Below are 13,236 nucleotides of genomic sequence, written 5' to 3'. Positions count from 1 at the left end.
GGTGTCGTAAGTATAGTCGCGGTTAGTTGTCGAGCGATACGACTGCTGAATCATCGCGTGCTCCGGCGGGCTCGCGCCCGGCGCGTCAATCGAGGTCGTAATAATCCTCGAGCACCTCCTCAAGTTTTTCAGAGACGTTCTTCCCGTCTGCAACGGCGTCGCTGCGGACTTGCCGCCACACGTCGCGGCTAATTTCGATAGACGTGTGCGTGGTGTCCTCGCGGGCGCCGTTATCCGATGTTGTCATCGTTCCCATGTTCCGTTCTACTACATTCAGGTCCGGTCGAGTGGCCTCCACACAGGTGTGCACCACTCGTTTCGTGTGTATTGGACAACACTACTTGAAAGTACCGCTAGCATACACTATCAGTATATAGTGTTTATATGGCCGCTAAAACGCCGGAAACGGAAGAATAGGATTCAGAGAGTGTCGGTGGCTTCCGCAGCCAACAGCGTCCGCGTCGCCGCACCCCCCGGGACATCGAGCATCCCACAGCTATCTGCGTACACCTGTATGGAGACCAACATCACTTGAACATATTGATGATAGGTACCGATAGTATATCGCGACCGCTGATTCGTCAGGAGGCGACACGACGCGGTGGCGTGCCGGTATCGAAGACGGCGAGAGAGTGCGGGTGAGGTGAGGTAACACCGTGACCGGCCGTGGCGAGGACCGACGAGAGTAGCGTTTGCAGCAGATTACGCAGCCGATCGCACGACGGCGTGCGACCGAGTGGGTGACGACGTGCAAACGCTACTAGAGGAAAGCTCGTCTTGGTTCCAGTGAACCGATCGTCGGAACGTATCACGCACGCGGTCGCACGCTCGTGAATATCCGTGGCCTCAGGTGTCGCGTGGGCTCAGACTGTCGGACAGAACGATGTGAAAATGATCGGCACCCCGTGGGTGCTAACACAATTTATGAACTTCGGTCCGACAGTATCAGCTGCAAACGCGACGATAGACCGATCGCATTCGAGGCGTCACCAGACGCCCGCGATAGTAGCATTTGCACGTCGTCACGCACCCGATCAGACGCCGTCGGGCGATCGGGTCCCAATCAGTTGGAACTGCGACTATAGATAGCCGCCTCACTCGTCGAATCGTTAGCAACGGCCAGCAGGTAGCCGCCGAACGCGGGCAACCAGATGATGAGCGGGTAGACGACCCACCGTTCGATTCCGCCGGCGCCGAGAAACGCGAGCGGACTCGGGCCGCGGACGACCAATCCGTAGAAGAAGACGCTTCCGAGGACGAGAAGAGAGATTCCACCGAAGAGGCCACAGAGCAGAGAGAACGGTCTGGAGACGACCCGAGTGGAGAGGACGACTGCGATACCTCCCGCGAAGAACGTGAGAAGAGCGAAGAGACCGTGCCACGGCGTCACGTTTCCCGGGAAGACACCCACGCCGAACGCGCCGAATCCGAACACGGCGAGCGCGAGCGGGAACCCGCGGCGGTCCAGAACACGGTAGAGGAGGTACGCCGACAGAACGACCAACACGCCTGTCACGAGCATCGTCGTGTTGAAAATCGTCGCCGACGGTTCGTGGATTATCGGATTCGGCGGGCGGGTCGAGCCCAAATCGCTGATGTCCTGTCTCGTCGAATAGTTCGGATAGAGGACTTCGGCGGTGATGATTCCCATAATGCCGATGAATCCAGACAGGGTGAGACCGAAGCCCGCTACCGACAGTTCCGAAACCCCGAGACGAGACTGGTAGGTGTTGACGTCGTCCATCAACGGTCATTTTTCGCGTCGAGTGACAAGTCTTTCTCACGGGACGTTCGCGCTGGCTGGGCACAGCATATCCGCTGGATCGGTCAGGTGCATCGAACGCTGGGAGCGCGATGGGACAGTTGGCGGGCAGGCGGACGCGAACACAGCGGCACTACCGCTCGTCCGCCGGACGCTGCGGGTTCGGATGCGGAAGTGAAAAGACAGCGAGTTGCTCATCCGGGACGAGTGAGATACCGCGCTCGGCGGTTGTGGGCGGGACAGTCCAGTCACCGATCGATCTCACTGTCTCGGCACCCGTCACACCAGAAAGAGGATGCGTGTTCGTTTCCCGGACAGCGTGCACGGACGCCCTCACGGAAACGGGAGGCGTTCACGCAGTCCGCAGCGAGTCGCGTGGCGTTATGCGCCGCCAGGTGCCTTGGACTGACTCAGCGTCGCGGAGGTCTCGCCGTTCTGTGAGGACCAAACGACGCGGATCGTCTGCCCACTGAACCCGTCGGAAGCGTTCTTCGTTAGCGAGTCACCGGCGTTAACGGTAGTGTAGGAACTGTTCCACCCCAACGATTCGTTGTGCCACGTTGCTCCCGCCGTGTCGAGTTGCGTCGCCGTGATCGAATCACCCGACTGGTGCGTGATTGTGACGTTACTGGTGCCGGCAGTCGTGTTGTAGTCGAACTCGAAACTGGCCTGGGGCGCTGTCTGCTGAACGCCCTGGCCGAGGTTGAGCACGAACGAGCCGATGACGGCCGCGAGAATCACCGTGATCGCGACCATCAGAATCACCCCGATGACTGGGGACACTGCGCCGTCATCTTCAAGAAGCTGTTTTAGCTGCACACTAACGCCCATTGTAGGGTTCGCTTAAAATAATACTCCCACCACGTATCGGACGACGACCTGCCCGGGAAGAACCACCCACGAGTGCGCCGACAGTATGCGATTGCCCGGACGCGGGTCTAAAACGGATCCAAACAGGCGAACGCAAGAACCGCTCAGGCGACGAAGTCAGCGTCGGCGAGATACTCGCGTTTGGTTCGTTTTGCTTCTGGACCCTCTGGAACGAGACCGGGTGTGGTTACCGGACTGTCGAAGCGGCCGGGGTCCGGACAGACACCGTCGAGTAATTCCGAGAACACGACGCCGCTCCGTCCCGTAATGTGCACGAAGCCGCCGTAGTTGCGCTCCTCGAACGGCGTGGTGTCCGGGTCCGGGAACGACTCCCGAATGCAGGGGACCCGCTCGCGGATGTATTCTGCGGCTTCACGCTGCGCGTACTGGCACTCCGCGTAGTATCGTTCGCGATACTCCTCGTCGATATCCGTGTGCGTAACTGATTCGTAACGGACGGCGTCGTCGGAGACGTCGCCGTCGGCGAAGCCGAGATTGACCGTGAAGCAGTCGGGATAGCGGAGTACGAGGAGAAAGAAGAACTGGTCGCCGTGGGTGTAGCGCTCCTGCAGCCGGTAGTAGCACTCCCGGTAGTAGGTCGCGAGCGCCCCGATCCAGTCGTCGCGCTCGCCGCGGATGTACGCGTCCGCGACGTCGTGATAGCCCGCGCCGGCGACCTGCTGGAGGCGGTGCTGGAAGCTCTGTCGCATCTCGTCGAGTTCGTACTCGTAGGCTTCGGTGAGCGGGACGTCCGGGTCCGCGAGCAGGTCGCTCTTGTGGATGCCCGCATCGGCGATGCGCGTCATATTCTTATGGAGGACGCGTTCGGCGTCGAGGTCCGGCAGTGGGACTCGAACCGCCTGCTGGTACAGAACGTTCGTCGCGCGTTCTTCTCGCCCTCGCCACTCGTCCATCGTATTCCGTGGTAGCGAGATGCTCCTATTATTGTCTGTCTATCCGTAATGATCGATGGGCGTGGTTTGACAGCGTCACCCAGGCGACTCGGACGAGTCCGGATCCCACGACCGATTGACCGCCGACTCCGGATCGAGGTCCGCGACGAAACGCATCGTCGCGAAGTTCGCGCCGAGTCCGATCACTGCGCCGGCCGGGATACCGATCAGGACTCCGAGGAGCGGCACGTTCACCACGAACGCGGTCGCGAAGGGCGAGACCACGAGGACGAAGAGCGCGAAGCCGACCGCATAGGAAACGTAGGGGCCGCCGTCGACGGCGAGCGCGTACGACGCGCGGGCGGCATCGACGACGCCGACGTCGCGTAGAACGAGGAGATACGGCGTCGCATAAAAGAGGTACGCAGCGATCAGAAAGACGAGCAACACCGGGATGACGATCAGCAGCACCGCACCACTGAGGCTCCCAGTCAACGCGCCGACGCCGAAGACGCCGACTGCGAGTGGGAGCACCGCGAGGAACGGCACGGCAGTCAGCACGAGAAAGGGGACAAAGTATGCACGAACGTTTCGGCTGAAGTCGTAGGCGTCGCGATCGAGTGCGTTTCGGATGCTCCCGAAGTACCCCGCCGTCGCTGCGGCCTGCACGACGAGCAATACCGGGACCGTCACGACCGCCAGCGGGAGCATCTCGATCGGAAGCCCGGTGTTCGCGGTGACGCCCGAGTTCGGGACGCTCACGAACTGCCAGACGGTGACGACCGACAGCGGGAGCCCGAATTTGAGTCCGATGTGTCCGCCGTCGAACGTGGCGATAGCGACGATCTTGTCCGTGTTCAGGAGGGCGAGCAGTACCGGGACGAGCGCCAGTCGCGGATACTCCCGCGCCCGCTCCATCCCCGCGGAGAGTCGAGTCGGGAAACTAGGCATCGGTGACACCCCCGTCACTGCGACGGATTCGTAAGTGTCTCTCGTGCCAGCCGACGAGAGTGGAGGGACGCCTTCTGATCGGGTGTACGTCGGGTGTGGGGACCATCTCTGATACGTCTGTATCGACGACAGTCGCAGATAAAACTCGGTTTAGCTCAAACGGGTGTTGGGGTGACCGAAGGCGCGGCTGCTCCCCTCGGCGACCTGTCCTGTAGTGTCGACAGGTCGTCGCCGCGTCGACTTCGTCGGTTTCGTAGACTGTATTTATATTCGCCTGTCGGCTCGATAACTGACGCCGGGGTCGCCTCGGAAAGTGACAAAATGTCTTGGTCTGGGGACGATATTTTACAAAAACGGTGATTTTCGGTGACTTTAATACGTGATGCGGCCGCAATCGTTCGGTATGGATCCGTACGAGACGAGTAGCGCGGCGGACGTTGTCGGGGTTCTCGTAAGTCCGCGCAGATCTCTCGCCGCATCCTCCGGCGAGGGTCTATGAACGGTTACGACGACCCCGATAGAACGTGCCCCCCGTCCGCTCACAACGGTCGGAACGACGGGTCTCACGAGCGGTCGCAGCTGTGTGAGCGGGCGCAGATACCGGGAGTGTCACCGTCCGACCTCCGCCGTACTGCAGCCGTGGCGTGCGCAGCGCTCTCGACGGAGCGCGTATCCGTCGATTACGATTCACTTGGACAAAACGGAGAGACTGAGGAGATGGCTCGTTTGCACACGCACGGGTCAGTAGACGAGCACTCCGGGAGCAGAGGATGGTAGAGCACACTCGGTCACTCGGCTTCACCGTCGCGTACGCGATGGGCCTCGGGACGATGATCGCGGCGGGGATCTTCTCGCTGTCCGGCGTCGCCGTCGCCCGAATCGGCAGTAGCGCGGTCATCGCGTTCATCATCGCTGCAGTCGTCGCCGGGATCACCGCGGCCTCGTACTCCGAGTTCGCCTCGATCTACTCCGAGAACGGCGGCGGCTACCTGTTCAGTTCACAGACGTTCGACAGCGACTTCCTCACGTACTTCGTCGGCGTCTCGCTGTTTCTCGGCTACACGGGGACGACCGCGTTCTACCTCGCGACGATGGGCGAGTGGTGGCAGCGGTTCGTCTTCCCCGAAGCCTGGCCGATTCCGCACGGGACGATGCCGCTCGTCACGACGATTCTCCTCGGCGCACTCAACGCTCGCGGGACTGAAGAGAGCGGGACGTTCCAGGTCATCGTCACCTCCGCGAAAGTCGCCGTGCTCTTCGCGTTCATCGGCGGCGCGTTCGCTTTCGCCGGGCCGGTCGAAGCTACCGGGCGGTTCGCCGGGAACTTCCAGGCCGAACCCGTCGGCATCGTCTCCGTGGCGGCCCTGGCGTTCATTACGTTCTTCGGGTTCTCAGCCATCGCCGCGAGCGCGGGCGAGATCATCGAGCCACGGAAGACGGTCCCCAAGGCTATCGCGACGTCGATCCTGACCGTCGTCGTGCTCTACACCTTCGTCATCGTCGCGATGGTGAACTCGCCGATCCCCGCGGAAGTGGTCGCCGAACTCGGCGAGACCGCGATGGGTCGGGTCGCGGCCGCGTTCCTCGGTCCGATCGGTCGGGTACTCATCGTCGCGGGCGCGATCTTCTCGATGGTGTCGGCGTCGAACGCCTCGATACTGGCCGCCTCGGGGATCGGATCGCTGATGGGCGAGCGTGGACAGGCCCCGCGGCCGTTCCAGCGCATCCATCCCGAGTACGGGACGCCGTTCTGGAGCGTCGCGACGGCGACAGCGACGATCGTCGCGTTGATTCTGGCCTTCAGCGGCATCCTGCCGTCGGTCGAGTTCGTCGGCCGCGAACTCCACTTCCACCTCTCGGCGCTCACCGGCTTTGCGACGTTCAATCTGCTCGTACCGCTCTCAGTCGTGAACGTCGCGCTCGTCTACTCACGGCGCCGCTATCCGGACCTCGACCGTCCCTTCAGCGTCCCGCTCGTGCCGCTCGTTCCCATCCTCGGCGTCCTGGCCAACGTCGCACTCATCGGAAATCTGCCTTTCTCGGGGATCCTCAGCGGCATCGTCGTCGTGATCGCGCTCGTAGCGTCGTACTACTTCTGGGGCGGCGCGCCCGAACGCGAGGAACTCTTCGCGCGCGTGACCGAAGCCCGCCCGCACGTTGCATCCGTCGAACCGGGCGGGCACGCCGCCCGCGCGGGCGAACGCCCCCCGACCGTAGCGGGTGAGTCGGCCGCAGCGGCCGGCGGAGAGGAGGCCGAAGCGGAGACCGAAGAACGGTTCCGTATCCTGGTCCCGGTCGCTCGGCCGAGTCGCGCACCCGCCTACGTGCGGTTTGCGAGCCAAATAGCCGAAGCGCGGACGGGCAACGGCGATCCGCTCGTCCAGGTCGTGACGATCACCCAGCTACCCGAACAGACTCCCTTCGAGGCGCTCGAAGACACCGCCGGCGACCGCGCCGACGCTCTCGAAGCCCAGCTCGAAGGCGTCGAGACCGGGGTCGACTACACCGTCGAGGGACACATCTGCCGGGAGGTCGCCTTCGACATCCTCCAGACTGCTCGGGACGACGGCGCGGATCTGATCCTGATGGGGTACCCCGAGGACCACCCGGACATCGCGTCGTCGGTGCAGTTCAAATCGCCGTGTGACATCCTCTACGTCCACAAACTCCCCGAACACCCGAGTCTGGACGTGGTCAACGTCGGTGCCGGCGGCGGACCGCACCACCACGCCCTTCTCCCCCTGATCGACGACCTCGGAACGCAGGGCGCGGCGGTCCACGTCATTCGCGTCGCACCGACGGGCGAACACGGGACACACGAAGCGATCGAGGACACACTCGATCACCTCTCGGAAGGGATCGACGTCGAGGTTCACGAGATCGAAGCTGATCTCATTGCCGACGGCCTCGTCGAGTCGGCGGCGGCGAGCGGCGGCGTCCTGTTCATCGGCGCGACTCGCACGCGCGAACTCCGCCGGTGGGTCTTCGGGAGCACCCCGGACCGCGTCATCGAGCGCGCCCCCGAAGCCGACCTCCCGGTAGTCGTCTACGCCAGTTCGACCGGCGTCGTCGGCCGCCTCTCCGAATACGTCTTCCCCGTCTATCGCTACCTGCAGAAACTGTTCCGGTAGTATCACGCGGATTCTCGGCTTGCTTGTCCGGGACGCGTTCTCTGATCGAATATTTCCGCGATGTTGAATTAAGGGAGACCGGACGAGAAAGGAAGGTTACTTATAATATATGCTAGTCCTCCTACTCGGGCGTCTAATCGACAGACGGATGCACGGTCACGGACTCTCGCGTCGCCGCCCGACTCGCTTCCGAGTCGTGACTGACGACGGAGTTCGAGGCATCCGGCAGAACGAGGCGGACACCGACTTCCGTTTCTGGTGGTTCAGTTTGTGCGTCGTTTCATCTGCACTCGCGTCAGCGTCTGCGTCAGTCGCTCGCGCGTCGTCGACGGCCCACTACTTCACGTATGACAGGCTACACGAGCCGCTTTCGAGCCGTTTCTCTCGTAACGATTCTTGTACTCAGTCTTCTCAGCGGGATGGGGGCGTTCTCCGGCGTCGTTGCCGCGGATCAAGGGAACATCTCGTTTGATTCGTCCACGTACACCGACGGCGACGTCGTCACCGTCACCGTCGAAGATAGCGATTTGTCGACGACTACGGACTACGTCGTCAATATCGAGTCGGATACTGAGTCGCAATCATCCGTGTTTGGTGAGCATCCTAGTACAGAGAAAAAATATACCACAAAATGGAGTGTTTCAGACCAAAATGACGACAATATGATATCCAAACAGGATATCACCTATCAAGACAGCAGTCGTGGAGGGAACGAGATCTCGTCTGTTAGTCGAAATAGTAATGGGACGGTTACGATCACCTTTGACAACTCTCCGGAGTCCCGCGACGGTATCGAGTACACTAGAGGCGAAACTGTCCAGCTAGTGCACCAAACAGATGCAAAGTTTAGCGGAAGTACTGAACTGAGCACTGTAGACAGTATCGGGACGCTTCACGTATCCGAAGGTGATGAGATAAAGTCGACATATGTCGATGAAAGTAGTGGTGGAATTCGGCAGAACACCGCGAGAATCGACAACGATCCAGAGCCCCTCACTCTTGGGTCAGTCACCGCATTCTCCATCGACAGCCTCTCGGGAGCGTCGCTAACGCACACAGAGAGCGTCATCGAAGTCCCGTTCAGCGAAGACGTCTCGAAAGCGGGTGGTGAAGCGGGCGCGTTGACGCTCGCAGACAACGTCACCGTCCTCGTCGACGGAGCGGACGTAACAGATCGCTACACCCTAGACGCCGACGGATCTACGGACGGGCAACTGCTCATCAGTTCCGCGACGACGCTCGATCCGCGTTCGGAAGTGGGCCTCAGAATCGACGCGGTGAACGACTCGATCGACAGCGAGACCATCACACCCGGGACAGTCGACGTGACGGTAGCGTCCGCGACCGTTCCAGAGGGCGGCGGCGAGGCAAACGTCTACGCCGGATCGACGATGGCGTTCGTCGCGACCGATGGCTCGGCCGACCTCGATCAGGCGTTCGAGGTCGTCGACGACGACGGGGAGTTCGTCTTCGCGGGTCGCACCGGGTCGGGAAGCCAGGCGTTCGTGATCGGCACCGACGCGCGAAACTGGACCGAGGCGTACACCATCGAAACGACGCTCGACGACGGCAGCACCGATCGAACGACGGGAGTCACGATCCGGGATCTGGGTCTCGCAGTCGCGGTCGACGATCGGACCCTCACGACCGCCGCGGCAGTCGAAGGGACCATCTTCGCGAACGCGGGCGGGCGCACCGTTCAGGTCGACCTCCGCGAGGCGGACGGTGCGATCGTCGAACGTACGAATATCACCCTCGGCGGGAACGGCGAGACGGCGTTCGACTTCCCGGCGTCGGTGTTCGACGCGGCCGGGCCGGGCAATTATACCGTCAACGTGACCGACATCGGCACCGACGCGACAGTCCGCTCCGACCGCATAGCTGTCGTCGACGACAGCCTGAGCACCGCGAGGTTCCGGTCGGCCGTCGTCGACGAGCACGCCGGCGACGTCGTCGAAGTGGGAGTGAATCTGACCTACGCCGAGACCGCGACGGTGACGCTCGGAAGCGTCGACTCGGGCTTTCGGGCGAACGTAACCGTGTCCGATGGCGACGGCAACGGCACCGTCCGGCTGCGGTTCAATACAGCCGCTGTCGCCGGTGCGACGAGTCTGCCGGACGACGGCGGCGACGTGTTCGGCGTCGCCGCGTCCAGCGGAAACACCAGCAGGACGGCAGACGAGGTGATCGCGGCCGACGTCGACGACCGGACCACGTTGAGCGAGCCGCTGGCTCCCGGCGAATACGGGATCACGGTCCGAACGGGCACAGACGCGGGCGCTCCCGCGGAACACGCCGCGACGCTCGTACTCGACGCCCCCGCTCCAGAGCGACTCACCACCTGGGTCGCGCCTGCGGATGCAGCGCTTTCGACGCACGAAGACCTCTCGGCGGCCGTCGAGACAGGGCAGCTCACGCAGCGGGCGGACGTCGCCGTGGGCGACCTCGTCGTGCACCGAATCGAGGCACCGGGGCTCGCCGGCCAGTTTGCACAGCACGACGGAACAGCGACCGAGACGTTCTTCGCGCTCGATGGCACGAAAGAGGCGGCGCTGTACGCGCTGAACGTCACACAACAGAACCCACCGCCAAATCGCGAGGCCTACCGACTCGAACTGAACGCGAGCAACGCGCACGTCGTCGCCGACCCGAGCAACGATACCTACACAATGCTGTACGAAATCGATGCACCGGCGGCGACAGCGAGCGACGGTGAGGTTGTCGGCACGCGCTCGGACGGAGCGGAGGCCAGTGTACCCGCAGCAGGGGACGCGCTCACGGCGTCGTTCGCGGTTCACGAGAACGGCACGTTCAGTGACGTCGACGACGGCAGTCGGACAGTCAATAGCAACTACTCGCTCGTCGAGGCGACCATCGCGACGGACGACGATCCCCTCGTCGTCGCAGCCGCGACGAACCAATCGATCGGCGGGACCACGACCGTCGCGCCGGGAACCGAGATCGAACTCCGACTCCGGTCGACGAACGGGACGCGGCCGTCGTTCCACAAGACGGCCCAGGCGGTCGTCGAATCGAGCGGCGCGTGGACCGCCACGTTCGACTTCGACGCGCAGGGCGTCGGCGACACCTTCGAGGCGACCTCAGCGGCCGGCGTCATCAGCGATTCGAACGAACTCGGCGTCAGCGGCGAGATCCGCGCGTTCGTGCCGACGACGGCGGTGGCGACCACGGCCGCGACGACCGTCGGTCAGGCGGGCGGCGCAGGCGGAGGCGGGGGCGTCGGAAGCGACGAATCCGGGGGGTCCTCCCGGAGCAATGCGGCAGCACCAACCACCGAGTCGACAGCGACTCCCGAACCGCAGTCCGAGGGAGACGGGCGCTCGATCACCGATTCGACGGGAGCGTTCTTCGAGACCGTGATCGACACCCTCGTCGACGACCCGGGCGAGAGACCACTCCGGGAACGGTTGCTGGATTTCGACGTGCTGGTCGCGCTGGCTGCCCTGACGACCGTCCTGGTGTTCGTGACACGGCTCGAATGACCGAACGGTCCGTATCGCCGCCGTCGCAGACGGTCGGCGGGCATATCGGCGACGGGACGGGGTCAAGCCGTCGTAACGCCTAAGAACCGAAGAACCATTTTATCGGGTAATGAACCCAAACGCGAATACAGACACCGTGGGACCGCCCACCGATTCAAAGGAGAGGTGGTTCCGTGGGCGTTGAAATCAAGGAGTCGACGGTCGCAGACGAGGAGTTCGAGGAGATGAAGCGGTTCGTCCGCGACTATCTCGCTGCGAGCGTCGAAGGCGAAGACGACGGCGGCCGAATGCGGTGGTACCCCTGGCACAGCGCCGAGTATCGCTTCAACCACATTCTGAACGTCGTCGATCTGGCGACGCAGATCGCCGAGCGCGAGGGCGCAGACACGGACGTCGTCCGAGTCGCCGCACTCTTTCACGACATCTCGAAGCTCGAAGCCGACCAGGAAGTCCACGCCGAGGAGGGGGCACGCGTCGCTCGCGAGTACCTGAACACCCACGGCGACTTCCCGCAGTCGTTCGTCGAGCAGGTGTGTCAGGTCGTCGCCGACCACTCCTATCAGGGACCGCTCGCGGACGTCTCACTCGAAACGCAGAGCCTCATCGAGGCCGACATCCTCGACAAAGTCGGCGCGAACGGCACGGCGCTGATGCTGCTCCGGATGGGCTACGAGGCGCGGACGCACATGGACGCCGCCGAGATGGTCGAGCGGGTCCTCGAACGCGGCCGCGACGCCACGGACCGGGTCAACTCCGACGCCGCCGAGAGCATCGCGCACAAGCGACTCAAGCGCGTCAAGTGGTTCCGCGAGTGGCTCGAATCCGAAGTCCCGGAGATGGACCACAGCCTCGAGGGGACAGAGCGCTGAGTAGCCAGCGGCCGGAGTCACCCTCCGTTCCGTCCGGTGTGGACAGAGCAGGCGGTGTCACTGTCGACAGACCACGCCTCCGAGAGCAGTACGCTTAGTAGTCACGGCCCGCACGTCGAAAGCGTGCCCTCCGAGTACCCTCCACGGCCGTCGAGACGGGTGAAGGTCGCGCTCGCGGTCGTCGCCGTCGTGACGTTCGCGTACAGTATCGTCGTCGCCGGACAGATCCTTCTGTGGTTCGTCCTCGCGGGGATCGCCGCCGGAATCTACGTCGCCTGGCTCCTCGTCGTCGCCGTCCTTCGGCTGGTCGACGCGACCGAGCGAATCGCGAGTGCGCTGGAAGCCGAACACGGCAACAGCACTGGCGACAGCAACGACGGCAGCAACGACGACGGCCACCAAATCCGCGACGTGACCGAAAGGGGTGATCGCTGAGAGACGCGCGGAGACGATGGCCGAGAGACGCGCGGAGACGATCGAACCGGTGGTCGTTTGTACACCGCTCGCCTACAGCCGGCGATGACGGACTCCGGCAGTTGGGTCAGCCTCTTCTCCGGCGGCAAAGACTCCTCGTGGGCGCTCTACCGCGCGCTGGAGGAGGGACTGAACGTCTCACATCTCCTGACGGTCCACCCCGGCGAGGACTCGTATATGTATCACGTCCCCGAGACGCGGCTGGCCGGGCTCGCCGCCGAGAGCATCGGCATCCCGCTGGTCGACGTCGAACCGGACGACCTCGACGCCGGCGACGTCGACGACGTGGGTGCGCAAGGCGACCGCGAGATCGAGCCACTCGAAGCCGCGCTCGTCGAGTTGCAGTCGGACCTCGACGGCGGCCTGGCCGGCGTCATCGCCGGCGCCGTCGAGAGTGAGTTCCAGACCTCCCGGATCCAAGAGATGTGCGACCGTCTGGAGATCGATCTCTTCGCGCCCCTCTGGCAGCGTGACCCGCTGGAACTCGGGAGAGAGATGCTCGCCGCCGGGTTCGAGATCCGGATCATTCAGGTCGCCGCCCGCGGCCTCGACGAGTCGTGGCTGGGGCGGACACTCGACGCCGACGCGCTCACAGAACTAGTCGAACTCAACGACGAGTACGGCGTCCACGTCCTCGGCGAAGGCGGGGAGTTCGAGACGTTCGTGACCGACGGACCGCATATGGACCGCCCGATCGAACTGGAGTACGAGACCGTCTGGGAGGGGACTCGTGGACACATTCGCGTGACGGACGCGCGGCTCGGCGAGGCGACGGAGTAGCGG

At 63.3% G+C, this 13,236-nt stretch carries 10 protein-coding genes; 5 read left to right on the top strand and 5 right to left on the bottom strand.

The genetic code is table 11. The features are described 5' to 3' along the window. Positions 1-85: 85 nt before the first annotated feature. The 5 genes from D3D02_RS20780 to D3D02_RS00140 form a co-directional block, all read right to left on the bottom strand. Positions 86-247 carry a hypothetical protein gene (locus D3D02_RS20780; protein WP_199722976.1) on the bottom strand — a complete coding sequence of 54 codons (162 nt, stop codon included), beginning with the start codon at positions 245-247 and terminating at the stop codon, positions 86-88. 816 nt (positions 248-1,063) lie between these two features. Next, positions 1,064-1,744 carry a DUF998 domain-containing protein gene (locus D3D02_RS00155; RefSeq protein WP_121567952.1) on the bottom strand — a complete coding sequence of 227 codons (681 nt, stop codon included), beginning with the start codon at positions 1,742-1,744 and terminating at the stop codon, positions 1,064-1,066. Positions 1,745-2,143: 399 nt separating this feature from the next. Next, the gene (locus tag D3D02_RS00150) at positions 2,144-2,581 is read right to left on the bottom strand and encodes a type IV pilin (protein ID WP_121568413.1); all 438 of its coding nucleotides are present in this window, start codon (positions 2,579-2,581) and stop codon (positions 2,144-2,146) included. 155 nt (positions 2,582-2,736) lie between these two features. Beyond that, positions 2,737-3,546, bottom strand: a complete 810-nt coding sequence (locus D3D02_RS00145) for a hypothetical protein (RefSeq protein ID WP_121567950.1) — start codon at positions 3,544-3,546, stop codon at positions 2,737-2,739. Between the two features lie 75 nt (positions 3,547-3,621). Then, positions 3,622-4,476, bottom strand: coding sequence for a hypothetical protein (locus tag D3D02_RS00140; protein WP_121567948.1), 855 nt, complete (start codon positions 4,474-4,476; stop codon positions 3,622-3,624). Between the two features lie 770 nt (positions 4,477-5,246). Here D3D02_RS00140 and D3D02_RS00135 point away from each other — a divergent pair. From D3D02_RS00135 to D3D02_RS00115, 5 genes are all read left to right on the top strand, one after another. Then, on the top strand, positions 5,247-7,607 hold the full coding sequence (locus D3D02_RS00135) for an amino acid permease (RefSeq protein ID WP_121567946.1): 2,361 nt from the start codon (positions 5,247-5,249) through the stop codon (positions 7,605-7,607). 1,121 nt (positions 7,608-8,728) lie between these two features. Continuing rightward, entirely contained in the window at positions 8,729-11,110 is a 2,382-nt protein-coding gene (locus D3D02_RS00130) for a BGTF surface domain-containing protein (RefSeq protein ID WP_147435560.1), read from the top strand. A gap of 173 nt (positions 11,111-11,283) precedes the next feature. Next, on the top strand, positions 11,284-11,979 hold the full coding sequence (locus D3D02_RS00125) for an HD domain-containing protein (protein ID WP_121567942.1): 696 nt from the start codon (positions 11,284-11,286) through the stop codon (positions 11,977-11,979). A gap of 54 nt (positions 11,980-12,033) precedes the next feature. Further along, positions 12,034-12,414 carry a hypothetical protein gene (locus D3D02_RS00120; protein ID WP_147435559.1) on the top strand — a complete coding sequence of 127 codons (381 nt, stop codon included), beginning with the start codon at positions 12,034-12,036 and terminating at the stop codon, positions 12,412-12,414. A gap of 84 nt (positions 12,415-12,498) precedes the next feature. Beyond that, positions 12,499-13,233 carry a diphthine--ammonia ligase gene (locus tag D3D02_RS00115; RefSeq protein ID WP_121567939.1) on the top strand — a complete coding sequence of 245 codons (735 nt, stop codon included), beginning with the start codon at positions 12,499-12,501 and terminating at the stop codon, positions 13,231-13,233. Positions 13,234-13,236 lie beyond the last annotated feature (3 nt).

The sequence above is a fragment of the Halobellus sp. Atlit-38R genome (assembly GCF_003665925.1).
In the GTDB taxonomy this organism is placed as follows: domain Archaea; phylum Halobacteriota; class Halobacteria; order Halobacteriales; family Haloferacaceae; genus Haloquadratum; species Haloquadratum inordinatus.
Note: the sequence above shows the minus strand (reverse complement) of the source record. Positions and strands in the feature narration are given on the sequence as shown.